Below are 22,500 nucleotides of genomic sequence, written 5' to 3' on the forward strand. Positions count from 1 at the left end.
GCGGGCGCCGCCGAAGCGGGGGAACCCTCGGCGGGGACCGGAGGGAGGACGACGCCGGGGCCCGGGCCGGGTGCGGAGCCCTCCTGGGGCACGGGGCCGGCCGCGGGGCCGGGTCCGGGCTCCACGCACACGCGGCGCGTCACGGGCCCACCTCCAGGGCCGCGGGAACGGCCGCGGACATCCGGGCGGCCTGCGCGATCCAGTCGGACCCGAGGGCCACGACGTCGCCGATGACCACAACGGCCGGGGAGGCGCAGCGGGCGCGCGCCGCGGTGGCCGCGAGGGCGTCGAGCCGGGCGGTGGTGGTGCGCTGGGTGTCGCTGTAGCCGCGCTCGATGACGGCGGCGGGCGTCGAGCCCGCGAGGCCGTGGCGCAGCAGGCCCGCCGTGGTCTGCGGCAGGGTCGCGACGCCCATGAGCACGACGATCGTCCCGCCGAGCCCGGCGAGGTGGCGCAGCTCGGCGTCGGAGAAGGGCTCGTGGCCGGAGACCACGGTGAACATCTTGGACACGCCGCGATGGGTCACGGGGATTCCGGAGGAGGCGGGCACGGAGACGGAGGACGTGATGCCGGGGATGACGGTGACGGGGATGCCGGCGGCGGCGCACGCGGCCGCCTCCTCGCCGCCGCGGCCGAACACGAACGGATCGCCGCCCTTGAGCCGCACGACGGCCTTGCCGGCCAGCGCGGCCTCGACCATGCGCTCCTGGATCCGCTCCTGCGGGACCTTGTGGTGCCCGGGCGTCTTGCCGACGTCGACGAGTTCGGCGCCGGGGGCGAGCTCCGAAACCGTCCCGCGGGGCCCGAGCCGGTCGTAGAAGACGATGTCCGCCCCGGCGAGCGCGCGCACGCCGTCGACGGTCAGCAGCCCGGGCGTCCCGGGGCCTCCGCCGACGAGCGTCACGGTCCCGGCCGCGCCGGCGCCCTCCTCGCGGAGCAGGGGGATCCGGCGCTCGCGGGAGAGGGCCGGCAGGAAGCCCCAGCGGGCGTCGCCGTCCTCGACGGCGACGATCAGGCTCGCGCGCCCCAGGACGGGGCCGAGCGCGGCGAGGTCGGAGGGTGCGACGGCGGACATCACCTCGGCGCCGAGGGTGCGGTAGCGGGCCCGGGCCCGGCGGGAGGCCTCGAGCGCGCCGCAGACGACGACGGTGTGGCCCTTCAGGTCCAGCGTCCCGGGGATCACCGGGCACCTCCCGCGGGGGCGCCGACGGGGATCGTGCCGCCGAGCGGGACGGGACCGGCGGGGCGGCGCTGGCCGCGCTCCTCGACGTAGGAGAGCGAGTCGTCCTTCTGGTTCGGCGCGTTGACGAAGGAGCGGAAGCGGCGCAGCCGCTCGGGGTCCGCGAGGGTCGCCGCCCATTCGTCCTCGTAGGTATCCACGTGGCGGGCCATCGCGGCCTCGAGCTCCTCGCCGAGGCCGAGGGAGTCCTCGACGACGACGGAGCGGACGTGGTCGATCCCGCCGTCGAGGGCCTCCATCCAGTGCGCGGTGCGCTGCAGGCGGTCCGCGGTGCGGATGTAGTACATGAGGTAGCGGTCCACGTACTTCACGAGCGTGGCGTCGTCGAGGTCCTGGGCGAGCAGCTGGGCGTGGGCCGGGTTCGCGCCGCCGTTGCCGCCGACGTAGAGGTTCCAGCCATCGGCCGTCGCGATGACGCCGACGTCCTTGCCGCGGGCCTCGGCGCATTCGCGGGCGCAGCCGGAGACGCCCATCTTGAACTTGTGCGGCCCGCGCAGCCCGCGGTAGCGCAGCTCCATGGCGATCGCCATGGCCACGGAGTCCTGCACGCCGTAGCGGCACCAGGTCGAGCCGACGCAGCTCTTCACGTTGCGCAGCGACTTGCCGTAGGCCTGCCCGGATTCGAAGCCGGCCTCGACGAGCTCCTTCCAGATGTCCGGGAGCTCCTCGAGCCGGGCGCCGAACATGTCGATCCGCAGGGCGCCGGTGATCTTGGTGTAGAGCCCGTACTTCTGCGCGACGGCGGCGATGACGCCGAGCTTCTCCGGGGTGATCTCGCCGCCGGGGATGCGCGGGACCACGGAGTAGGTGCCGTCCTTCTGCATGTTGGCCAGGGCGCGGTCGTTGGTGTCCTGCAGGCCGCCGAGCCCGCCGTCGAGCACGTAGGCGGAGTGCTGGGAGGCGAGGATGGAGGCGATCGCGGGCTTGCAGATGTCGCAGCCCAGACCCGTGCCGAAGCGCTCCATGACGGCCTCGTAGGAGTGCAGGCCGGCGAGCCGGACGGCTTCGAAGAGCTCGGCGCGGGAGAACGCGATGTGCTCGCACATGGCGCGGGAGACCTCGACGCCGGACTTGACGAGCTCGCGTTCGAGGAGCTTCTTGAGCATCGGCACGCAGGAGCCGCACTGGGTGCCGGCGCGCGTGCAGGACTTCAGCGCGGGAAGCTCCTGGACGGGTTCGCTGCCCTCGCACGTCCCGCAACCGCCGACCGCGTCGCGGATGGCGCCCGCGGTGACGTTGTTGCAGGAGCACAGCACGGCGTCGTCCGGAAGCTCGGACTCGGGGGCCTCTCCCCCGCCAGCGGCGGAGAGGTAGGCGCCGGGCTCGCCGGGCAGCTCGCGGCCCAGGAGCGGGCGCAGCGAGGTGTAGGGGGCGGCGTCGCCGACGAAGATGCCGCCGAGCAGCGTCCTCGCGTCGTCGCTGACCACGAGCTTCTGGTAGACGCCGCGGGCCGGGTCGGCGTAGACGACCTCGAGCGCGCCCTCGGAGCGGGCGAACGCGTCGCCGAAGCTCGCCACGTCGACGCCGGAGAGCTTGAGCTTCGTGGCGGTGTCGAAGCCGCCGAACTCGGCGTCGCCGCCGTTGAGCCGGTCCGCGACGATCTCCGCCATGGTGTTCGCGGGGGCGACGAGCCCGATGCACATCCCGTCGAAGTTGGCGACCTCGCCGACGGCCCAGACGTGCTCGACGTCGGTGCGGCACGCGGCGTCGATGACGATCCCGCCGCGGGCGCCCATCCGGAAGACGGGAGCGTCCTCGGTGCCGAGGCGGGCGTTGACCGTCCGAGCGATCTCGTCGCGCGGGCGGACCCCGATGGAGACGACGACGAGGTCCGCGTCGATGACCCGCCCGTCGGCCATCTCGACCCCCGTGACGCGGGCTCCGCCGTCGTCCTCCGCGGTCAGGACGGCGGCGGGGAACACGCCCCCGTGGACGGTGAGGCCCTTGCCCGCGATGAGCCGGCCCATCGCCTGGCCCGCGCCCTCGTCGAGCTGGGTGCCCATGAGCCACTTGCCGCCGTCGATCACGATCGGCTCGGCGCCGAGGGACTGCAGGCCCGCCGCGGCTTCGAGGCCCAGCAGGCCGCCGCCGATCGTCACGGCGTTGATCGTGCGGCCGTAGCGCTCCGTGAGGACCGCGACCTGTTCGTTGATCGTCCACACGTCCTCGAGGGTGCGGTAGACGTGCGTGTGCTCGTTGCCGGGGATCGGCAGGGTCGCGGCGTTGGAGCCGGTGGCCAGGACCAGCTCGTCGTAGCCGAAGCGGCGGCCGTCCTCCGTCAGCACCTCGCGGGCGTCGAGGTCCAGGTCGACGGCGCGGGCCCCCGTGACGAGCTCGATGCCGGGCGTCTCCCAGAGGCCCCGCTCGCCGAGGGTGAGATCGACGTCCGTCTCGGTGAGCGCCTTGGAGAGGGCGACGCGGTCGTAGGGGACGTGGGCCTCCTCCGTCAGGACGGTGACGGTGCTGCCGTCGAGGCCGCGGGAGGCCATGGCCTCCGTGAAGCGGTGGGCCGCGGGGCCGCCGCCGATCACGACGACGCGGCGGGGCGACGGGGCGCCCGCGGCACCGCTGGCGGCTTCGGGGATGCTGTGGTGGCTGCTCATGGTGGGTCCTCGCTTGGTTCGCGCCGTGGTGGGCAACGCGGTGGTGCGGCCGGAGGGACGCCGTGGCGTGCACCCCTCCGTGGTGCTGTGGATCCAGCCTAGGAAGCGGGTTTTGCCCCGTGGTGTCCGAAGTGTTTCGGCGGCGCAACGTTGTCTTCCTGCACCCCCGGAATCCCGGTGAGCCGGGCGAAACCTGCCGGAAACATGGGCGCCGGGCGCCGCCAACCGGCGCCTCACGCGGTGCCCGGGACCGGCGTGAGAGCGGATTTACGGCAGGGAAACGGGCGCGGAACCGGACCCGTAACACGGCGCTGACAGGCTGGCCGCCAAGACACCGACACACGGGACCGACACACCGGACCCCCGACGCACCGAACCCCTGAGGAGCACACCATGACCATCCTGATCGACGAGGCCCGCACCCTCTCGTCCGCCACGTGGCGTCCCGCCTGCCGCTTCGACGACCTCGAGCCCGGTTGGGGCGAGGCCGCCTGGATCGACGGCACGCAGGTCGCCCTCTACCGCTTCGCCGACGGCATCGTCCACGCCGCGGGCCAGCGCTGCCCCGCCACGGGGGCGCAGGTCATGGCCCGCGGCATCATGGGCAGCCGGATGATCGACGGCACCCTCGTCAAGACGATCGCGAGCCCCCTGCACAAGCAGGTGTACCGGCTCGACGACGGCACGTGCCTCGGCGAGCCGGGCCTCGCGCTCCCGGTCTATCCCGTGCATGTCGATGACGAGGGCCGGGTCTTCGTGGACCTGGACGGCACGGAGCGCGCCGGGACGGAGGCCTCGGCATGAGCACGGGCCTGCTGATTCCGACCCCGCCCGCGTCCGCCCCGGCGTCGAACGCCGCGTGGTCGGGGTGGGAGCCTCCCGTCGTCGCCGGCACCCTCGTCGCCGCGGCCCACGGGACCTCGAGCCCCGCGGGCCGGGCGGCGGTCGGCGCCCTGGTCGAGGCCGTCGCCGCGGCCCGGCCCGAGCTGTCCGTCCTCCCGGCGTTCGTCGACGTGCAGGAACCGGACGTGTCCACGGTGCTGCGCCTCGCCGGGCGCAACCCGCGGATCGTGCCGCTCCTGCTCTCCGCCGGCGTGCACACCCGGCGGGACCTCGCCGGGGACGCGGGCCGGTTCCCGGGCGCGACCGTGGCGCGGGCCCTCGGCCCGGACCCGCGCATCGCCGAGGTCCTCGGACAGCGCCTCGAGGAGGCGGGCCTGCGCCGCGGAGACCACGTCGTGCTCGCGTGCGCCGGATCCAGCGATCCGCAGGGCGTCGCCGATTGCCGGGTCATGGCCCGGATGCTCTCCGAGCACCTCTCGCGCCGCGTGGAGCCGGCGTTCGTCTCCGCCGCCGAGCCCTCGATCGCCTCGGCCGTGGAACGCGCCGCCGAGCGTTCGCGCCGCTCCTGGTTCCGCGGCGGGCGGCTCGTGCTCTCCAGCTACCTCCTGGCGCCCGGCCACTTCGCGGCCCGCGTGGCCGGCGCGGGGGCAAACGTCGTCACGGCCCCGCTGCTGGCGGCGGGGCGGCCCGTTCCGGAGCGGCTCGTGGAGCTCGTGCTCGAGCGCTACACCCAGCCGTAGGGGTTAATACGGGGTAACCCGGGGGCGAACTTTTCCACCCGATCCGGGGACCCGGTAGGTTCTGGGCGTGAAGTCGCGTATCGTTGCGTGTGTAGTCGTAGTTTTCTCGCAGTAAATTCAGTGCCAAGTCCCCGTCAGCGGGGCGTGTCTCTTTGTGACTCGCGGTAAATCTCGTAGCTGCATGCGGCCACCACGTCCGGTGGCTGCTCCCCTACGTCCCCTGCGGACAGTCTCGAAAGGACACCAACATGGCAACCGGCACCGTTAAGTGGTTCAACGCCGAAAAGGGCTTTGGCTTCATCGCCCCCGATGACAACTCCGACGACGTCTTCGCGCACTACTCCGCGATCCAGTCCAACGGCTTCCGCTCCCTCGAAGAGGGCCAGCGCGTTGAGTTCGAGGTGACCCAGGGCCAGAAGGGCCTGCAGGCCACCGACATCCGCGCCCTCTAGGCAGCAGTCGCACACAGAAGGCCCCGGACCGATTGGTCCGGGGCCTTCGTGCGTCCGGGGCAGAGTTCCGGGCGCGGGGGCCGGGACTCCCGCTGCTACGGCAGGAGCCCCGAGTGGCCGCGGGCGGCCGCCGTGCGGCGGGCCTCCTCGTGGCGGGCCAGGACCGCTGCGCGGGCGGCGCGGCCCGGCGTGCGGAGGGCGGCGTGCCGCGCCGCACGGCGGGCGGTGAGGACGTCGCCCCAGTCCTGCAGCGCCGCTCCGGCGCCGATGAGCGCGTGGGCGAGCACCGACGTCGTGCCGTCCCGGGGGACCGAGCGGAGCGGACGGGCGGGGGTCTCGAGTGCGGTGGACGGAGTGAGGGGCCGGGGGGCAAGCGTGCTGGTGGTCATGGCCGGGATCCTTCGGCGGGAGGTTCTTGCGGTGGCGCGGGAAGCCGGTCGCGGGCGTCCGGATGGGACGGGTCGACGAGCGGGAACGCGTTGAAGTGCAGCTGCACGGGGCGGGCCTCGGGGCCGCCCGTGCCGCGGTATTCCTCGACGAGGTCGGCGAGGAAACGGACGACGCGCTGGGAGAGCTCTTCGAGCCGGGCCGCGTCGAGGCGCAGGTTGGAGGAGTTCAGCACCGAGCTCTGCATCCATTCCTGGGGCAGGCGCTCGTCGCCGAAGCGGATGAAGTCGTCGAGGGCCTGGGCCCTGTTCTGCTCGAACTGCCGGGCGACGATCCGGGCCGCCGCGAGGGCCGCGCGGTCGTCTCCGTCGTCCGGAGGCGAGATGTTGATGGCGCCGGGAGGCCTCTCCCACCACCGTTCGCGGGCCGAGCCCTTGCCCTCGACCTCGCGGACCAGATCGTGCTTGGCCAGCTGGCGGAGGTGGTAGCTCGTCGAACCGCTCGACTCGCCGATCCGCGCGGCCAGCCCGCTCGCCGTCTGCGCTCCGTAGCGGGAGAGCATCTCCAGCAGCTGGAGGCGGATGGGGTGGCTCAGGACCTTCAGGGCCGCCAGGTCCAGCTGGCGGCTGCCGTACCGTTCGGCGTGGTCGTCGGGGTTCATGCTGGAAGACTACGCTTGCAAAAGAATCTTTGCAAGCATTTCTTTGCAACGGGATCTTTGCACTTGGCGGCCGCCCGTCGGGGCAAGCGATGCTCCTCACGGATCCCGGCGGGAATGCCCCGCGCCTCCCGGCGGTTGCCGCCTACGTGAGCATCCCCCTTTCGGTCCTCGACCTCGCCCCCGTGCCCGTCGGCGGTTCCGCCGCCCAGACCTTCGCCGAGTCCGTGGAGCTCGCCCAGACCGCGGAAGCCGCCGGATACCGGCGGATCTGGTACGCGGAGCACCACAACATGGAGCGCATCGCCTCGAGCGCCACCTCGGTGCTGATCGGGCACATCGCCCACCACACCTCCTCGATCCGGCTCGGGGCCGGCGGGATCATGCTGCCGAACCACTCGCCGCTCGTGATCGCCGAGCAGTTCGGCACCCTGGCCACGCTCTTCCCGGACCGGATCGACCTGGGACTCGGCCGCGCGCCGGGCAGCGACCAGCTGACCTTCCGCGCCCTGCGGCGCGATCCGGCCGCCGCCGAGGCGTTCCCCCACGACGTCCTCGAGCTGCAGGCCTACCTCGGCGACTCCTCGCGGATCAACGGCGTCAACGCCTACCCCGGACAGGGCACCCGCGTGCCGCTCTACCTCCTCGGCTCGAGCCTCTTCGGCGCGCAGCTCGCGGCCCAGCTGGGCCTGCCGTACTCCTTCGCCTCCCACTTCGCCCCGGATGCGCTGACCCAGGCCGTCGCGCTGTACCGGGAGCGCTTCGAGCCCTCGGAGCAGCTCGCCGAGCCCTACGTCATCGCCGGCGTCAACGTCGTCGCCGCCGAGGACAACGCCACGGCCCACCGGCAGCTCGAGCAGCTCAAGCGGGACCGCGTCGCCGCGTTCCTCGGCCGCGGCCGCGCCGTGCCCTTCACGCCGGAGGAGACCGAGATGCTCCTGGAGTCCCCGGCGGGCGAGAACATCCTGGCCATGCTCAAGTACACGGCCGTGGGCACGCCCCAGGCCGTGCGCGAATACCTCGAGGGCTTCGCCGCGCACGCCGGCGCCGACGAGCTCATCACGGTCCACGGGGCGAGCGGTCCCGGCGAGCGGCTGGCCTCCGTCCGGCTCGCCGCGCAGGCGATGGGGCTCGTCCCGGCCCGCGCGTCCTGAGCGAGGACGGAGTTCCGGGCGCCCGGTGGAAGCCGGGCCCTGTTCCCATCCCGCCCCGCGGGTCCTACGCTGTGCATCAAGGGGGACGGCCGGCCGGCCGCCGCCACGCTGAACGGCACGCGGAACAGGAGAGGCACCATGGGCAACCCCTACCTCGAACCAGCGGGAGAGCCCCGGCAGGGCTTCCCCCGGAGCGTCAAGGACGCCCTGCCGGCCGGTGGGTTCTCCGGGATCTTCAAGGCCGCCGAGCTGCCGACCGAGCTCAAGGTCTCCTACTACATCTGGGTGATCGGCGGCCTGCTCGGGCTGGTGTTCGGCCTCCTCGGCTTCTTCGGGATGCTCTTCGCGCTCGGCCTGTTCGCCGCGGCGGGGGCCGGTGGCCTGGGCGTGCTGGCGCTCGTGCTGATCGTCGTCTCGCTCGGCCTGGCCGCTGCGCAGGTCCTCATGGCCATGAAACTCAAGGAGCGCGAGCTGTGGGCGCGGACGGGCCTGACCGCGATCGCGGTGCTCTCCCTGCTGCTGGCCTTCTGGTCGGCGGGTGCCACCGCGGCGATCGGCAATGCGGCGGGCGGGAACTGGTTCGGAGTCCTCGTCGCCGGCACCGCGACGGTGCTGATGTGGCTGCCGAACTCGAGCGCCTGGCTCGCCGGACGTCCCGCCTCGGGGACCGGAAGGATGCTCTGACCCGGGCCGCGGCCCACCACACGACGGGAGGACGAGATGAGCGACTACTACGACGACACGGTGTTCGACGAGGAGGCCGACGACGACCTGTTCCCGGGCGAGGACGGACGCGACGGCCAGCCCTACGGCGGGTCCTCCGACGCCCCGGAGACCATGGCGGCCCTCGACCCGCTGCGCAAGCACGCCTACCTGACCGACGACGACCTCGAGAAGCCCGAGGACCTCGACAACGAGGACGACGGGCACGACAAGGACGAGGACGCCGAGTGGCCGGAGGAGGACGACGGCTTCGGCGACGACGAGCGCGTGGACCTCGAGGACGAGGACCGCGACAGGGACTGAGCGGGCGACCGGGACTGAGCGGGCGACGGGGACTGAACCGGCGGCAGCTGGGCCAGCCCGCGCTAGCATGGACCAGCGGCACCCGCCGCCCGGCACCGTCCAGCGCAAGGAACCTTGATGGTCAATCCCGTCCACTTGCGGACCCTCCTCGAGGTCCTGCGCCTGGGCTCCTTCGCATCCGCCGCGACGTCGCTCGGCTATACCGCCTCCGCCGTCTCCCAGCAGATGGCCGCGCTCGAGCGGGACACGGGCGTCGTGCTGTTCCGCCGCTCGGCCCGGGCGATCGAGGCCACCGAGGCGGCGTCCGTCATCGCCCGGCACGCCCGCCGCGTCCTGACCGACCTCGAGGCCCTTACGGCGGCCGGAGCCACGGCCGCGGCCGGGCAGGGCGGGAGCGAACTGCGGATCGGCCTCTTTCCCTCGCTCGCGAGCCACGTCCTGCCGCGCCTGCTCGCCGATGCCGCGTGGCAGAGGCTGGGCCTGTCCCTGCGGCTGAGCGTGGGCGAGCCGCACCAGACGATCCACGCCCTGCAGCAGGGCGGCGAGCTGGACGTCGCGCTCGTCTTCCAGGTGGGCCAGGCGGGGCTCGCCTGGCCGAGCAGCCTCGAGCGGCAATGGCTCGGCGACGACCCCTTCCGCGTGGTCCTCCCCGCCGCGTGGGGGATCCGCTCCGGCGCCGAGGTGACGGCGGACCAGCTCGCGAACATGCCGTGGCTCCTGCACCATCCCGGGACCCCGGACGCCACCGTGATCTCGCGCCTCTTCGCGGCGGTGGACCTGCACCCGCGCGTCGTCGCCTATTGCGACGACTTCAACGCCTCCCTCCGCCTCGCCGCCGCCGGGCTCGGCGCCGCGCTCGTGCCGCAACTGGCCCTGCAGGAGGCGCCCGACGGCGTCGTGCTGGTCGACGTGCCGGAGATCCGGCTCGCGCGGGGGATCTTCGCGCTGCGCCCCGGAGGGCGGGGGCCCGGCGCCCCGGTCGACGTGCTGCTGGAGCGGATCTCGGCCGAGCTGCGGCTCCTGCGGATCGGCGGCTGAGCCCCCGGGCCGCCGGTTAGCGCCGCAGGCGCAGGGCCTCGCCGATCCGGGCGGCGGCCTCCTGCACGCGCGGCAGCACGGCGGCCGCGGCGTCCTCCGGCGAGGAGTCGGCGTGGGGGCTGCCGGGCACGGTGCTCATCGAGAGGTTGATCGCGGCCGCGGGGGTGCCGTCGGGGGCGAAGACCGGCACAGCGAGGGAGCGCAGGCCGAGCTCGAGCTCCTGGTCCACGAGGCACCAGCCCTGCTCCCGCACGCGCTCCAGCTCGGCGCGGATCGCGGCCGGGTCCGTGAGGGTGTGCGGCGTGAACGCCTCGAGCGGGCGCACGGTCAGGGCCGCGTCGAGCGCCTCCGGGGACAAGTGGGCCAGCAGGACGCGGCCCATCGACGTCGCATGCGCGGGGAAGCGCGTGCCGACGGCGATGCCGACGCGCATGATCTTGCGCGTGTGCACGCGGGCGATGTAGACGATGTCCGGCCCGTCCAGGACGGAGGCGGAGGAGGATTCGCCGAGCTCGGCGGAGAGCCCCTCGAGCACGGGCTCGATGAGCTGCGGCAGCGTGTGGCTGGAGAGGAACGCGTAGCCGAGCTGCAGCACCTGGGCCGTGAGCTCGAACTGCTTGCCGTTGCCGCGCACGTAGCCGAGGTCGGCCAGGGTCAGCAGGAAGCGGCGCGCCGTGGCCCGCGACAGGCCCGTGCGCTTGGCGACGTCCGTGAGGGTCATCGCGGGATGCTCGGCGTCGAAGGAGCGGATGACATCCAGCCCGCGGGCGAGCGACTGGACGAACTGCTGCCCCGCGCCCTGCTGGGCCGGGGCACCCAGGGCGGCTCCGGCGTCGTCATCCATGCGGTACCTCCGTGCTGGCTCTGTTCGGGGCGGGAAGGCGCCCGGAACCATCCTATGCGCGTCAGGACCGCCGCTCAGCCGACCTTCGTCTCCACGTGCAGGTGGTCGAAGTGCATCGTCGTGGCGTTCCAGCCCCGTGGGTTCAGGTGCCGGCCCCAGCCGCCCTTCGAGTACGGGCCCCACTGTCCGTCCTGGCTCAGCCAGATCCGGTCCCGCCAGATGATGTAGTCCACGCCGAGGCGGCGGTGGTTGGCGACGAGGTAGGCGGCCATCGCGTCGCCGTTGCGGATCCCGGCGGCCGTGTTCCAGCCCTTGACCATGAAGTCGGCGCCGAGGCCGAGGCGGTGCCCGATCGAGCCGTTGCGCAGGGTCCCGACGGAGCCGTAGCTGCCCCCGTGGCGGGCCTTGACGTCCGCGAGCATGCGGGCCGTCACGGGCTGCAGGTAGGCGGGCGCCTTCGTGGCCAGGTTGGTCACGAGCGTGCCCTTGATCCAGCCCGTGCCGCGCGAGGTCTTCACCTGCGACCAGCCGTTGCGGCTCGCGAGCAGCGGCATCATCTCCCCCGCCGGGACCACGCCGAGGCTGCGCGTGGCCGTCGAGGGGCCCGTGCGGACGTTGGAGCGGTAGAGGGCCCAGCGGTGCGTGCTCGAGGGCAGGATCGTGGCGCCCGTGTAGACGGTCGCGGTCGTGGACAGGTCGCGCGTGGGCACCCAGCCCTCGCTCCCGGGGGCCTTGACGTAGGACCACGCGCCGGAGGCGCGCACGAGCGTGGCCCGGGTGCCCTTCGTGAAGGCCTGGAGGCGCTTGGACGCGAACGTCGGCTGCGCGTAGAGGGCCTGGGATCCGCCGAACCAGCGCGCCGTGGAGGCCGGGGCCGGCTTCGCGGGGGCGGGCGCGGCGACGAGGTAGGTGCTCGAGGCCCAGCCGGTCTTCGCCCCGTGCCTGACCTGCCACCACGTCCCGGAGACCTTGCCGGTCCGGGCCACGACGGTGCCCTTCGGCATGATCCCCAGCGAGGCGTGCTGCGTGCCGGCGGCGGCGCGCAAGTGCAGGTTCGCGGTGGTCCGGGCATGGGTGGCGGCCGGGGCCGCCGGGACCGAAACGCGAGCGGCGGCGGTCGTTACCGCGACGGAAGAAGACGACGCCGGGGCGGCACCCGCGCCGGGCACGGTGCCGAACGCCGTGCCCGCGAGGGCCAGCGCGAGGGCGCCCGCGGCACCGCGGCGCAGGAGGCGGCGTGGGACGGGGCGTGGGAGGCGGAGCGTGGCCGGGGAACCGCCGGGGACTCCGGGCGTCCGGGCGGGCTGGGGTGAGACCGACATGAGCCGACCCTAGCCGCCCGGGCCGCCGGGGTCACCCCCTGGGCGGCCCGGGATCCGGCGTCTAGCCCCGGTGCAGCTGGACCGGGAGGCGCTCGGCGAGCTCCTCGAAGGTGGTGCCGTGGGTCGAGCGGACCACGACGCGCCCGCCCTCGAGCAGGAACACCGCCGATTCGGTGTAGATGCGGGAGACGCAGCCGAGCCCGGTGACGGGGTAGCTGAGGGCCTCGACGAGCTTGGAGGCGCCGTCCTTCGTGAAGAGGCCCATCATGACCCACGTGGCTTTGGCGCCGATGGCGAGGTCCATGGCGCCGCCGACGGCCGGGATCGCCCCCGGGGCGCCGGTGTGCCAGTTCGCGAGGTCGCCCGCGGCGGAGACCTGGAAGGCGCCGAGCACGCACACGTCGAGGTGCCCGCCGCGCATCATCGCGAAGGAGTCCGCGTGGTGGAAGTAGCTGGCACCGGGGAGCTCGGTGACGGGGATCTTGCCGGCGTTGATGAGGTCCTCGTCGACGTCCTCCCCCGTCGCCACGGGGCCCATGCCGAGCATGCCGTTCTCGGTGTGCAGGGTGACGTCCTGTTCCGAGGTGAGGTGGTTGGAGACGTTCGTGGGCTGGCCGATCCCCAGGTTCACGAACGAACCGGCCGGGATGTCGGCGGCGACGAGGCGGGCCAGGGCGTCGCGGTCGAGCGGCGCGGCGGTGGAGGCGTGGTGCACGGGGGCGTCGGTCGTGGTCTGCGGGCTCGGGTTCACGCCGCGGCTCCTTCGGTGGTGGCGGGCAGGGGAAGCACGGTGTCGACGTAGAGGCCGGGCGTCACGACGACCTCCGGATCGATGCCGCCGAGGGGGACGACCTCGTCGACCTGGACGATCGCCTGGCGCGCGGCGGCGGCCATGATGGGGCCGAAGTTGCGGGCCGTCTTGCGGTAGACGAGGTTCCCGGCCGTGTCGGCGCGCAGGGCCTTGATGAGGGCGACGTCGCCGTGGATCGGGGTCTCCAGGACGTAGCCGCGGCCGTCGATGACGCGGGTCTCCTTGCCCTCGGCGAGCAGCGTGCCGTAGCCGGTGGGCGTGAAGAAGCCGCCGATGCCGGCGCCGGCGGCGCGGATGCGTTCGGCGAGGTTGCCCTGCGGGACGAGTTCGAGCTCGATCTCGCCGGCGCGGTAGGCCTCGTCGAAGTGCCAGGAGTCGGACTGGCGGGGGAAGGAGCAGATGACCTTGGCGACGCGGCGCTCCTTGATGAGCAGCGCGAGGCCGGCGTCGGCCTGACCGGCGTTGTTGTTCACGACCGTCAGGTCCGTGGCGCCGCCGTCGAGCAGGGCGTCGATGAGCTCCATGGGCTGGCCGGCGTTGCCGAAGCCGCCGATCAGGACGGTCGCGCCGTCGTGGATGCCGGCGACGGCGTCGGCGGCGGAGGTGGCGATGCGTGGTGCCATGGGGGTTCTCCCGGGATGGTGGCTGGGTGTTTGCGGGGCGGTGGTCAGTGGGTGGCGGCGGTGTTCTCGAGGACGACGGCGAGGCCCTGGCCGACGCCGATGCACAGGCTCGCGACGCCGTAGCGTCCGCCGGAGTCCTGCAGGCGGCGGGCGAGGGTGCCGAGCACGCGCAGGCCGGAGGCGCCGAGCGGGTGGCCGATCGCGATCGCTCCGCCCCACGCGTTCACGATGTCCTCGTCGATCCCCCACTGGCGGACGCAGGCCAGCGACTGGGCGGCGAACGCCTCGTTGAGTTCGACGGCGGAGACGTCCGACCACGTGATGCCGGCGCGCTTGAGCGCCGTGTTGGCGGCCTCGACGGGGGCCTCGCCGAAGTACTGCGGCTCGTTCGCGGCGGCGCCGCGGCCGGCGATGCGGGCGATCGGCTCGAGCCCGAGCAGCCCGGCGGCGCGCTCGGATCCGAGCCAGGCGGCGGAGGCGCCGTCGCTCATGGGCGAGGCGTTGCCGGCCGTGACGGTCGCGGTCTCGCCCGTGCGGAAGACGGTGCGCAGCCCCGCGAGGACCTCGGGCGTGGAATCGGCGCGGACGGTCTCGTCGCGCGCGAACTCCGTGCCCTTCCGGGTGTTCGGCGGGACCGGGACCACGAGGCCGTCGTAGCGGCCCTCGTCCCACGCGGCCGCGGCGAGGCGGTGGGAGCGGGCCGCGAACACGTCCTGCTCCTCGCGCGTGATGCCGTGCTTCTCGCGCAGCTGCTCGGTGGCCTCGCCGAGGGAGACGGTCCACTCGGCCGGCATCTGCGGGTTCACGAGCCGCCAGCCGAGGGTCGTGTTGGCGAGCTCGAGGTTGGCCACGGGGTAGGGGCGCTCGGTCTTGGGCAGGACCCAGGGGGCGCGGGACATGGACTCGGTGCCGCCGAGCAGCATCAGCTCCGCCTCGCCGAGCTCGATCTGCCGGGAGGCCATCATCGCGGCGTCGAGGGAGGAGCCGCACAGGCGGTTCACGGTGGTGCCGGGAATCGAGGTGGGCAGACCGGCGAGGAGCGTGGCCATGCGGGCGACGTTGCGGTTCTCCTCTCCGGCGCCGTTCGCGTTGCCGAAGACGACCTCGTCGATGGAGCCCGCATCGAGGGCCGGGGCGCGCTCGACGAGGGTGCGCACGACGTGCGCCGCGAGGTCGTCGGGCCGGTGCGAGGCGAGGGCGCCGCCGATCTTGCCGAAGGGGGTGCGTACGGCGTCGTAGACAAAGGCCTGCTGCATCGAAGTCCTCACCTCGGGAAGTCAACATCAAAAAGTTCACATGATGCACTCATGTGCGTACTGTGAACTCTACCGTGTGATGGCGTGCGCCACAAGGGCCCGGTTAGGGTGTGAGGTGCCGGCCGGCGCCGGATCCACGGCGAGCGAAGGAGGCACGGGTGGCGAACTCCCCCTCGGGCGACTCCGCGCTGGACCGCCTCGTGCGGATCCTGACCTCCTTCGATGCCGCCCACCCCGGCCTCTCGATCGGCGCGCTCGCCCGTCGCGCGGACATCCCGCGCGCCACGACCTACCGGCTCGTCGACGAACTCGTCGAGCACGGGCTCCTGGCCCGGGAGCCGGACGGATCGGTGCGGCTCGGGCTGCGGCTCTGGGAGCTCTCCAACCGCGCGTCCCCGGCGCGCGACCTGCGCCAGGTCGCCCTGCCGTACATGGAGGACATCAACCAGCTGCTGCGCCACAACACGCAGCTGGCCGTGCTGCACGAGGACGAGGTGCTGATCGTCGAGCGGCTCTCCCGCCCCGGCGCGGCCGTGAACCAGGCGCGCGTCGCGGGCCGCATGCCGGTGCTGCGCACCTCGATGGGCATGGCCCTGCTGGCCTTCTCCCCGCCGCACGCCGCGGACGGGTTCATCGAGCGCCACGCCGACGAGGTCGCGGCGCGCCACCCGGACATCCGCCGCGAGCTGGCCCGGATCCGGCTCGCCGGCCACGCCACGTTCGACGGCTTCATCGACGAGGACACGACCGGGGCGGCGGTCCCCATCCTCGACGGCCGCGGGCAGGCCGTCGCCGTCCTCGCCGTCGTCGTGCCCCGCGGCTCCGAGCTGCTGCCGGCGGCCGTCATGGCGCTGCGCACCGCCGCCCGCGGCATCGCGCGCGAGCTGTCCGGGGAACGCTAGGCGCCGCCCTCGTCCGCCGCGGCGAAGTACGCGTCGACCGCGTCGTCCAGCACGGCCGCGACGGGCCAGGCACCCTCGCTGCTGTTGCCCAGCACGCTCGCGGTGATGCGCGCCGCGGGGAGGTGGGTCGAGCGGAAGGAGGCCCCGGCGTCGTACCCCTCGAGCACGAGCGCGGGGTGCCGGGCGTGCAGGAAGAACCCCATCCCGGCCCGCAGCCCCTCTTCCGGCACGTCGTGGCGGGGCCGGGTCATCTCCTGGACCGTCGCGGGCGAGACGATCCGCCCCTCGACGACGGCGAGCCAGAAGCGGTGCAGATCCGCAGCGGTCGTGAACGCCCCGCCGTCGCCGTTGCCGAGCACGGGCAGGTGCAGGGTGTTCACGACGTCGCCCTCGTCATAGACGTAGCCGTACGCCGCGTCGGCCGGCAGGGCGTTGAGCGGAGGGAAGCCCGTCCGCTCCAGGCCCGCCGGATCCAGGACGAGCCGGCGGATCAGCGAGTGGTAGCCCTCGCCCCCGACGCGCTCGAGGAGCACGGCCAGGACCATGTAGCCGCCGTTGCAATAGGTGAAGCGCTCCCCCGGCGCGGACGCCTGCGGGTAGCCGTCGAGCAGGGGCAGGAACGCGGCCGCGCTCGTGAGCGTGTGCACGGGGGCGCTCAGCACGAAGTCGTCGACGTCCCAGTCCGCCTCCTCGTCGAGGTAGTCACCGATCCCGGACGTGTGGGTGAGCAGGTGCTCGACCGTGACGGCGTCGTCGATGAGCGGCAGGTCATCGCCGAGGAGCTCCCGCACGCGCTGGTCCAGGCGGAGCCGGCCGCCCTCGACGAGCCGCATGACGGCCAGGGCCGTGAACGCCTTGCTACCGCTCGCGATCCCGATCCGGGCGTCGGCCGTCATCGGCACGCCGAGCGCGCGGTGGAGGTGGCCGGCGCAGCGCTCGAGCGTGCGCACGCCGCCCTCGTCGACGGCGACGACGCCCGTGAAGGAGTTCCTGGCGATGGCCGCCTCGAGGGCGGCGGGATCGACGTGCATCACGGCCTCCTGCCGGCGCTGGTGGTGCGGACTCTACCCCGGGAGGGGCGGCGGGCACAGTGACGGATGCCGGGCCGTCGTCCCAATCAATGAGACCGTCCGGGACGGGCCGGGGTGGCCCGGGACACACTGGTTGCGGGCCGCCGCGGCGCATCGAGGCACCGCCGGCCCCCGAAGACTTTCCAGGAGGCCCACGCCATGGCGGCACCACGCACCACGCTGACGACGCGCGTCGGCATCGTCGGCGGCGGACCGGCGGGGCTCATGCTCTCCCACCTGCTCTCCCGCGCCGGGATCGAGAACGTCGTCGTCGAGTCCCGGGAGCGCGACGACATCGCCACGACCCACCGGGCCGGCATCCTCGAATCCGGTTCCGTGCGGCTGCTCGCCGAATCCGGCGTCGGGGGGCGCGTCCTGGACCAGGGCGACGAACACGCCGGGATCGACCTGCGTTTCAACGGCGAGTCCCACCCGCTGGACTTCAAGGACCTCGTCGACGCGACCGTGACCCTCTACGCCCAGAACGAGGTCTTCGCGGACCTCGCCGCGGCCCGGGAGCGCGACGGCGGCGACGTCCGCTACGGCGCCCGGGTCACCGCCCTGTTCGATCTGGAGTCCACGGCCCCGTCCCTGCACTTCACCGACCGCGACGGGGCGGAGTTCGAGCTCCGCTGCGACGTCGTCGTCGGCGCCGACGGCTCCCGGAGCTTCTGCCGCCGCGCCATCCCGCACGCCTGCGACTTCAAGGCCGAATACCCCTTCGCCTGGTTCGGCATCCTCACCGAGGCCCCCAAGAGCGCCCCGGAACTGGTCTACGCCAACTCGCCCCACGGCTTCGCCCTGATCAGCCAGCGCAGCGAGACCGTGCAGCGCATGTACTTCCAATGCGATCCGGGCGAGGACGTCGACGCCTGGAGCGAGGACCGCATCTGGTCCGAGCTGCAGCGCCGCGTCGACGGCCCCGACGGCTTCGAGCTGAAGACCGGCCCCATCTTCGACAAGACCGTGCTCGGCTTCCGCTCCTACGTCCGCGAACCGCTCGGCCACGGCCGCCTGTTCCTGGCCGGCGACGCCGGGCACACCGTGCCCCCGACCGGCGCCAAGGGACTGAACCTGGCCCTCGCCGACGTCGAGGTGCTCTTCGAGGCCCTCGACTCCTTCTACTCCACCGGCAACGACGCGCTGCTGGCGGCCTACTCGGACACCGCCCTACGGCGGGTCTGGAAGGCGCAGAACTTCTCCGCGTGGATGACCAACATGCTGCACACCCCCGCCGGGGGAGATCCGTTCGCGGCCAAGCGCGCGCTCGGCGAGCTCGAGACCGTCACGTCCTCCCGCTTCGGCCGGCAGTACCTGGCCGAGTCCTACACCGGCTGGCCCCACGCCCCGGCGTCGTCCTCCCGCTAGACCACCACCCACCACACCAAGCACCCCACCCGAAAGGAGCGCTCGATGGCCACCACCGACACCGGCAACGAGACGTTCGCGAACAGCCACGTGCTGGACCCGGCCGCCTCGACGGCCTCGCAGGAGCAGATCAACGAGGAGATCTCCGCCCTCCACGGCGCCTACCGCGATTCCGTCGCGGCGGGCGGCGAAGAGGAGACGCAGCCGCGGATCGACTTCGCCCCGTACCGCAGCTCCCTGCTGCGCCACCCGACCAAGAGCCTGCACCACGCCGACCCGGAGACGATCGAGCTCCACAGCCCGGCGTTCGGCCAGCGCGACGTGCACGTCCTCGAATCGGACCTGACCATCCAGCACAACGGCGAGCCGATCGGCGAGCGCATCGTCGTCACGGGCCGCGTCCTCGACGGCGACGGCCGCCCGGTCCGCAACCAGCTGATCGAGGTCTGGCAGGCCAACGCCGCGGGCCGCTACGTGCACAAGCGGGACCAGCACCCGGCCCCGATCGACCCGAACTTCACGGGCGTGGGCCGTGCCATCACGGGCGAGAACGGCGAGTACACGTTCACGACCATCAAGCCGGCCCCGTACCCGTGGAAGAACCACCACAACGCGTGGCGCCCGGCGCACATCCACTTCTCGCTCTTCGGCACCGACTTCACGCAGCGCATGATCACCCAGATGTACTTCCCGGGCGATCCGCTGTTCAGCCTGGACCCGATCTACCAGTCGATCCAGGACCAGAAGGCCCGCGACCGGCTCGTGGCCGTCTACGACCACTCGGTGACGAGCCACGAATGGGCCACCGGATACCGCTGGGACATCGTGCTCACGGGCAGCAACCGCACCTGGATGGAAGACGAAGAGGGGGACCACTAGAGATGGCACAGGCACCTGAACTGAAGCTCGTTCCGACGCCGGGGCAGACCGTGGGCCCGTTCTTCGGCTACGCCCTGCCCTTCGAGAAGGGCGGCGAGCTGCTGCACCCGGGCCACCCGCGCGCGGTACGCCTCTACGGCGACGTCACCGACGGCAACGGCGATCCGATCCCGGACGCGCTGCTGGAGATCTGGCAGGCGGACGAGGACGGCAACGTCCCGGCCGAGACCGGATCGCTGGTCCGCGACGGCTATACCTTCACCGGCTGGGGCCGCGTCCCCGTGGACAACCTGGGCCGCTACACCTTCACCACGGTCAACCCGGGGCCGAGCGAGCCCGGCAAGGCGCCGTTCATCCTGCTCACCGTGTTCGCGCGCGGCCTGATGAACCGCCTGTTCACGCGGATCTACCTGCCGGAGGACGCCAAGGCCCTCGCGGCCGACCCCCTGCTCTCCTCGCTCGACGACGCCGCCCGGGACAGCCTGATCGCCACGCGCGAGGCGGACGGGAGCCTGCGCTTCGACGTGCGCCTGCAGGGCGAGGGCGAGACGGCGTTCCTGCAGTACCCGCGGCTGTCCTAGCCCGGAGCCGGGACGCCGTTGACACTGCTAGCTTGTGGAGCATGATGACCAGTACCGACTACGGACTGCTGAACCCCGCCTGGGCGGGCACCGCCGTCGCCGCGGCGACGGATGACGCCGCGCTGGTCCAGGCGCTCCTCGACGTCGAGGCCGCATGGGTCGCGGTGCTCGAGGACGCGGGGCTCTGCCCGGCGGGGACCGCCGACGCGGTGGACGCGGCGGCCGACGCCTCGCTCTACGACGCGGCGTCGCTCGCGGCGCGCACGGCCGACGGCGGCAACGTCCTCATCCCCCTCCTCGGGGACCTGCGGGCGGAACTGAAGGCGGCCGGAGCTCCGGGCGCCGCGGCCGTTGTCCACCGCGGCGCCACGAGCCAGGACATCATCGACACCGCGCTCATGCTGCTCGCCGTCCGCGCGGGCGGGGTGCTGCGGGCGGACGTCCGGCGCTCCGCGGACGCCCTCGCGCGGCTCGCGGACGCGCACCGCGGCACGCTGTGCGTCGCGCGCTCGCTCACCCAGCACGCCCTGCCGGGCACGTTCGGGCTGCGGGCCGCGAACTGGCTGTCCGGCGTCGTGGAGGCGGGGCGGCGGCTCGAGTCCGCGCTCGACGCGGCGCCGCTGCAGTGGGGCGGGGCCGTGGGGACGCTCGCCTCGCTGACGGACTCGCTCGCGTCCGCGGGGTACGACGCCGGGGCCCGGGTCCCGGAGCTGACCGGCGCCCTGGCGGCGCAGCTGGGCCTCGCGGATCCGGGCGCGCCGTGGCACACGAACCGGCTCCCGCTGACGGGGCTCGGCGCCTCGCTCGCGGATGTGTGCGCGGCGGCCGGCAAGGTGGCCGCCGACGTCCTGCTGCTGGCCCGGCCCGAGCTCGCCGAGCTCACCGAACCCCGCGAGGCCGGCAAGGGCGGCTCCTCGGCCATGCCGCAGAAGCAGAACCCCGTGCTCTCGGTGCTCATCAAGCAGGCCGCGCTCGCCGCGCCGCAGCACGCCGCCCAGCTGTTCCTCGCCGCCGGCACCGCGGTGGACGAGCGCCCCGACGGCGCCTGGCACGCCGAGTGGGCCGCGCTGCGCGAGCTGCTGCGACTGGCCGGCGGGTCCGCCGCGAAGCTCGCCTCCCTCGCCGAGGGCCTCGGCGTCCACCCCGAGGCCATGGCGCGCAACGCGGCCCTGTCCGGGGACCTCCTCGTCTCCGAACGGCTCATGGCGCGGCTCGCCCCCGCCCTCGGGAAGGGGGACGCGGCCGCGGGCAAGGCCCGGATCCAGGCCGCCGTGCGGGACTCCCTCGGCGGCGGGGGCGAACTGCGGGAGCTGCTACGGGCCGGACTCCCGGACGGGGCGATGGATCCCGCGGACTTCGACGCGCTCTTCCACCCGTCCGGCTACCTCGGCCAGGCGGACGCCTTCATCGACGCCGCCCTGGCACGCCACCGACACCTCCGGAAGGAATCATGACCGCACCACGGCTGCGCACCACCCACCTGAACCCGATCGCCGGCGGCGACCCGTCCGGCGCGCCCTCCGGCAGGCCCGCCCTGGTCCTGGGCCCCTCGCTCGGCACGGGGGCCGTGGCGCTGTGGGGGCCGATCGCGCCCCTGCTCGCCCCGCACTTCGAGCTCTTCGCGTGGGACCTGCCGGGCCACGGCGGGGCCGCGCCGAGCACGGAGCCCTTCACGCTCGCCGAGCTCGCCTCCGCCGTCGTCGCCGCGGCCGGGGCGCTGCGGGAAGAGGGGCGGATCGATCCCGCGCTCCCCGTCCACTACGCCGGGGTTTCCATCGGCGGCGCCACGGGCGTGCAGCTCGGGCACGACCATCCGGGCTTCTTCTCCCGGATCTCCGTCATCTGCTCCGCCGCGAAGATCGGCACGCCCGAGGCCTGGACAGAGCGCGCGGAGCTCGTCGCGCGGGCCGGGACGCCGACCATGGTGGTCGGATCGGCGCAGCGCTGGTTCGCCCCCGGCTTCATCGAGGCGAACCCCGTGGTCTCCACCAACCTCCTGCACACCCTGCAGGACGCGGACCGCTTCTCCTACGCCCACGCGTGCGGGGCCCTCGCCGGCTTCGACCTGCGCGACGGGCTCGGTGCCATCACCGATCCGCTGCTCGCGATCGCCGGCGCGCACGACTCCGTCTGCCCGCCCGCCGACGCCGAGGCCCTGGCGGCCGGCGTTGCGGACGGACGCTCCGCCGTCGTACCCTCCGCCGCGCACCTGGCGCCGGCCGAGGATCCCGAGGCGACCGCCCGACTGCTCATCGACTTCTTCACCCAGGAGGACCCCCGTGGCTGAATCGACCCGCCTGCCCGGCGACCCGTACGACGACGGCATGGTGGTGCGCCGCCAGGTCCTCGGCGACGCCCACGTCGACCGCGCGAACACCAACACGAGCCCTTTCACCGAGGAGTTCCAGGAGATGATCACCCGCTACGCGTGGGGCACCATCTGGACCCGCCCGGGGCTCGAGCGCACGACGCGCTCGGCGATCACCCTGACCGCGATGATCGCCGGCGGCTACTGGGAGGAGCTCGAGATGCACGTCCACGCCGCCCTGCGCAACGGCATGAGCCCCGATGAGATCAAGGAGGTGTTCCTGCAATCGGCCATCTACTGCTCGGTGCCGGCGGCGAACGTGGCCTTCAAGATCGGGCAGAAGGTCCTGGCCGAGTACGAGGACTGAGCCCGGGGCCCGGGCACCGGCGGCGGGA

General features: G+C 73.4%; 24 protein-coding genes. 14 read left to right on the forward strand and 10 right to left on the reverse strand.

The genetic code is table 11. The features are described 5' to 3' along the window. Positions 1-139: 139 nt before the first annotated feature. Together cobA and nirB are read right to left on the reverse strand one after the other, a co-directional pair. Positions 140-1,180, reverse strand: a complete 1,041-nt coding sequence (gene cobA / locus AC0QR5_RS10615; protein WP_430633174.1) for a uroporphyrinogen-III C-methyltransferase — start codon at positions 1,178-1,180, stop codon at positions 140-142. Continuing rightward, entirely contained in the window at positions 1,180-3,843 is a 2,664-nt protein-coding gene (gene nirB / locus AC0QR5_RS10620) for a nitrite reductase large subunit NirB (RefSeq protein WP_329862049.1), read from the reverse strand. The genes cobA and nirB overlap by 1 nt, the downstream gene beginning before the upstream one ends. Positions 3,844-4,236: 393 nt before the next feature. Here nirB and nirD point away from each other — a divergent pair, with 393 nt between their 5' ends. From nirD to cspE, 3 genes are all read left to right on the forward strand, one after another. Further along, positions 4,237-4,647 (forward strand): nitrite reductase small subunit NirD, encoded by a 411-nt coding sequence (gene nirD, locus AC0QR5_RS10625; protein WP_329862050.1) that lies wholly within the window; start codon positions 4,237-4,239, stop codon positions 4,645-4,647. Next, complete coding sequence (locus AC0QR5_RS10630; protein WP_329862051.1) at positions 4,644-5,426, forward strand: sirohydrochlorin chelatase; 783 nt, start codon at positions 4,644-4,646, stop codon at positions 5,424-5,426. The genes nirD and AC0QR5_RS10630 overlap by 4 nt, the downstream gene beginning before the upstream one ends. 248 nt (positions 5,427-5,674) lie before the next feature. Continuing rightward, entirely contained in the window at positions 5,675-5,878 is a 204-nt protein-coding gene (gene cspE, locus AC0QR5_RS10635) for a transcription antiterminator/RNA stability regulator CspE (protein ID WP_329862052.1), read from the forward strand. 95 nt (positions 5,879-5,973) lie between these two features. Here cspE and AC0QR5_RS10640 read toward each other — a convergent pair whose 3' ends face one another. Next, positions 5,974-6,267, reverse strand: coding sequence for a hypothetical protein (locus AC0QR5_RS10640; protein WP_329862053.1), 294 nt, complete (start codon positions 6,265-6,267; stop codon positions 5,974-5,976). Beyond that, entirely contained in the window at positions 6,264-6,926 is a 663-nt protein-coding gene (locus AC0QR5_RS10645; RefSeq protein WP_329862054.1) for an ArsR/SmtB family transcription factor, read from the reverse strand. Before AC0QR5_RS10645 ends, AC0QR5_RS10640 begins: the two co-directional genes overlap by 4 nt. Before the next feature lie 146 nt (positions 6,927-7,072). Between AC0QR5_RS10645 and AC0QR5_RS10650 the strand changes: the two genes are divergently transcribed. The 4 genes from AC0QR5_RS10650 (at position 7,073) to AC0QR5_RS10665 (ending at position 10,141) form a co-directional block, all read left to right on the forward strand. Continuing rightward, positions 7,073-8,077 carry an LLM class flavin-dependent oxidoreductase gene (locus AC0QR5_RS10650; RefSeq protein WP_329862055.1) on the forward strand — a complete coding sequence of 335 codons (1,005 nt, stop codon included), beginning with the start codon at positions 7,073-7,075 and terminating at the stop codon, positions 8,075-8,077. A 138-nt stretch (positions 8,078-8,215) separates the two neighbouring features. Continuing rightward, the gene (locus AC0QR5_RS10655) at positions 8,216-8,761 is read left to right on the forward strand and encodes a hypothetical protein (RefSeq protein ID WP_329862056.1); all 546 of its coding nucleotides are present in this window, start codon (positions 8,216-8,218) and stop codon (positions 8,759-8,761) included. Between the two features lie 36 nt (positions 8,762-8,797). Beyond that, positions 8,798-9,103, forward strand: coding sequence for a hypothetical protein (locus tag AC0QR5_RS10660; protein ID WP_329862057.1), 306 nt, complete (start codon positions 8,798-8,800; stop codon positions 9,101-9,103). A 117-nt stretch (positions 9,104-9,220) separates the two neighbouring features. Next, positions 9,221-10,141 carry a LysR family transcriptional regulator gene (locus tag AC0QR5_RS10665; RefSeq protein WP_329862058.1) on the forward strand — a complete coding sequence of 307 codons (921 nt, stop codon included), beginning with the start codon at positions 9,221-9,223 and terminating at the stop codon, positions 10,139-10,141. Positions 10,142-10,157: 16 nt separating this feature from the next. On the opposite strand, the gene AC0QR5_RS10670 is transcribed toward AC0QR5_RS10665, so the two are convergent. The 5 genes from AC0QR5_RS10670 to AC0QR5_RS10690 form a co-directional block, all read right to left on the reverse strand. Next, on the reverse strand, positions 10,158-10,985 hold the full coding sequence (locus tag AC0QR5_RS10670) for an IclR family transcriptional regulator domain-containing protein (protein ID WP_329862059.1): 828 nt from the start codon (positions 10,983-10,985) through the stop codon (positions 10,158-10,160). Positions 10,986-11,059: 74 nt separating this feature from the next. Continuing rightward, positions 11,060-12,307, reverse strand: a complete 1,248-nt coding sequence (locus AC0QR5_RS10675) for an SH3 domain-containing protein (protein WP_329862060.1) — start codon at positions 12,305-12,307, stop codon at positions 11,060-11,062. 61 nt (positions 12,308-12,368) lie between these two features. Continuing rightward, positions 12,369-13,022, reverse strand: coding sequence for a 3-oxoacid CoA-transferase subunit B (locus tag AC0QR5_RS10680; protein WP_430970735.1), 654 nt, complete (start codon positions 13,020-13,022; stop codon positions 12,369-12,371). Positions 13,023-13,054: 32 nt separating this feature from the next. Next, positions 13,055-13,741 carry a 3-oxoacid CoA-transferase subunit A gene (locus tag AC0QR5_RS10685; RefSeq protein ID WP_329862062.1) on the reverse strand — a complete coding sequence of 229 codons (687 nt, stop codon included), beginning with the start codon at positions 13,739-13,741 and terminating at the stop codon, positions 13,055-13,057. 44 nt (positions 13,742-13,785) lie between these two features. Then, a complete protein-coding gene (locus AC0QR5_RS10690; protein ID WP_329862063.1) occupies positions 13,786-14,997 on the reverse strand; it encodes a thiolase family protein in 1,212 nt (403 codons plus the stop codon). Positions 14,998-15,155: 158 nt separating this feature from the next. Here AC0QR5_RS10690 and AC0QR5_RS10695 point away from each other — a divergent pair, with 158 nt between their 5' ends. Next, the gene (locus tag AC0QR5_RS10695; RefSeq protein ID WP_329862064.1) at positions 15,156-15,899 is read left to right on the forward strand and encodes an IclR family transcriptional regulator; all 744 of its coding nucleotides are present in this window, start codon (positions 15,156-15,158) and stop codon (positions 15,897-15,899) included. On the opposite strand, the gene AC0QR5_RS10700 is transcribed toward AC0QR5_RS10695, so the two are convergent. Then, complete coding sequence (locus AC0QR5_RS10700) at positions 15,896-16,930, reverse strand: serine hydrolase domain-containing protein (protein WP_329862065.1); 1,035 nt, start codon at positions 16,928-16,930, stop codon at positions 15,896-15,898. The genes AC0QR5_RS10695 and AC0QR5_RS10700 overlap by 4 nt on opposite strands. A 198-nt stretch (positions 16,931-17,128) precedes the next feature. Between AC0QR5_RS10700 and AC0QR5_RS10705 the strand changes: the two genes are divergently transcribed. Genes AC0QR5_RS10705 through pcaC form a run of 6 tightly spaced genes read left to right on the forward strand, consistent with a single transcriptional unit; the run spans position 17,129 to position 22,472 of the window. After that, positions 17,129-18,337: a 4-hydroxybenzoate 3-monooxygenase gene (locus AC0QR5_RS10705; protein ID WP_329862066.1), complete on the forward strand. Its 1,209-nt coding sequence runs from the start codon at positions 17,129-17,131 to the stop codon at positions 18,335-18,337. Between the two features lie 45 nt (positions 18,338-18,382). Beyond that, entirely contained in the window at positions 18,383-19,216 is an 834-nt protein-coding gene (gene pcaH, locus AC0QR5_RS10710) for a protocatechuate 3,4-dioxygenase subunit beta (protein WP_329862067.1), read from the forward strand. A 2-nt stretch (positions 19,217-19,218) separates the two neighbouring features. After that, positions 19,219-19,797 carry a protocatechuate 3,4-dioxygenase subunit alpha gene (pcaG, locus tag AC0QR5_RS10715; RefSeq protein WP_329862068.1) on the forward strand — a complete coding sequence of 193 codons (579 nt, stop codon included), beginning with the start codon at positions 19,219-19,221 and terminating at the stop codon, positions 19,795-19,797. Between the two features lie 41 nt (positions 19,798-19,838). Then, positions 19,839-21,251, forward strand: coding sequence for a lyase family protein (locus tag AC0QR5_RS10720; protein WP_329862069.1), 1,413 nt, complete (start codon positions 19,839-19,841; stop codon positions 21,249-21,251). Beyond that, complete coding sequence (locus AC0QR5_RS10725; protein ID WP_329862070.1) at positions 21,248-22,084, forward strand: alpha/beta fold hydrolase; 837 nt, start codon at positions 21,248-21,250, stop codon at positions 22,082-22,084. Before AC0QR5_RS10720 ends, AC0QR5_RS10725 begins: the two co-directional genes overlap by 4 nt. Before the next feature lie 37 nt (positions 22,085-22,121). Next, positions 22,122-22,472 carry a 4-carboxymuconolactone decarboxylase gene (gene pcaC / locus AC0QR5_RS10730; protein WP_430970736.1) on the forward strand — a complete coding sequence of 117 codons (351 nt, stop codon included), beginning with the start codon at positions 22,122-22,124 and terminating at the stop codon, positions 22,470-22,472. The last annotated feature ends 28 nt before the right edge of the window (positions 22,473-22,500 follow it).

This window comes from Arthrobacter sp. J156, assembly GCF_056172865.1.

Coding starts and splice junctions, on each gene's coding strand:
- AC0QR5_RS10645 (WP_329862054.1), bottom strand. CDS start 6,926: ATGAACCCCGACGACCACGCCGAACGGTACGGCAGCCGCCAGCTGGAC.
- AC0QR5_RS10665 (WP_329862058.1), top strand. CDS start 9,221: ATGGTCAATCCCGTCCACTTGCGGACCCTCCTCGAGGTCCTGCGCCTG.
- pcaG (WP_329862068.1), top strand. CDS start 19,219: ATGGCACAGGCACCTGAACTGAAGCTCGTTCCGACGCCGGGGCAGACC.
- AC0QR5_RS10720 (WP_329862069.1), top strand. CDS start 19,839: ATGATGACCAGTACCGACTACGGACTGCTGAACCCCGCCTGGGCGGGC.
- AC0QR5_RS10655 (WP_329862056.1), top strand. CDS start 8,216: ATGGGCAACCCCTACCTCGAACCAGCGGGAGAGCCCCGGCAGGGCTTC.
- AC0QR5_RS10640 (WP_329862053.1), bottom strand. CDS start 6,267: ATGACCACCAGCACGCTTGCCCCCCGGCCCCTCACTCCGTCCACCGCA.
- AC0QR5_RS10670 (WP_329862059.1), bottom strand. CDS start 10,985: ATGGATGACGACGCCGGAGCCGCCCTGGGTGCCCCGGCCCAGCAGGGC.
- AC0QR5_RS10690 (WP_329862063.1), bottom strand. CDS start 14,997: ATGCAGCAGGCCTTTGTCTACGACGCCGTACGCACCCCCTTCGGCAAG.
- AC0QR5_RS10700 (WP_329862065.1), bottom strand. CDS start 16,930: ATGCACGTCGATCCCGCCGCCCTCGAGGCGGCCATCGCCAGGAACTCC.
- AC0QR5_RS10630 (WP_329862051.1), top strand. CDS start 4,644: ATGAGCACGGGCCTGCTGATTCCGACCCCGCCCGCGTCCGCCCCGGCG.
- pcaH (WP_329862067.1), top strand. CDS start 18,383: ATGGCCACCACCGACACCGGCAACGAGACGTTCGCGAACAGCCACGTG.
- AC0QR5_RS10675 (WP_329862060.1), bottom strand. CDS start 12,307: ATGTCGGTCTCACCCCAGCCCGCCCGGACGCCCGGAGTCCCCGGCGGT.
- nirB (WP_329862049.1), bottom strand. CDS start 3,843: ATGAGCAGCCACCACAGCATCCCCGAAGCCGCCAGCGGTGCCGCGGGC.
- AC0QR5_RS10725 (WP_329862070.1), top strand. CDS start 21,248: ATGACCGCACCACGGCTGCGCACCACCCACCTGAACCCGATCGCCGGC.
- AC0QR5_RS10660 (WP_329862057.1), top strand. CDS start 8,798: ATGAGCGACTACTACGACGACACGGTGTTCGACGAGGAGGCCGACGAC.
- AC0QR5_RS10705 (WP_329862066.1), top strand. CDS start 17,129: ATGGCGGCACCACGCACCACGCTGACGACGCGCGTCGGCATCGTCGGC.
- AC0QR5_RS10685 (WP_329862062.1), bottom strand. CDS start 13,741: ATGGCACCACGCATCGCCACCTCCGCCGCCGACGCCGTCGCCGGCATC.
- pcaC (WP_430970736.1), top strand. CDS start 22,122: ATGGTGGTGCGCCGCCAGGTCCTCGGCGACGCCCACGTCGACCGCGCG.
- cspE (WP_329862052.1), top strand. CDS start 5,675: ATGGCAACCGGCACCGTTAAGTGGTTCAACGCCGAAAAGGGCTTTGGC.
- nirD (WP_329862050.1), top strand. CDS start 4,237: ATGACCATCCTGATCGACGAGGCCCGCACCCTCTCGTCCGCCACGTGG.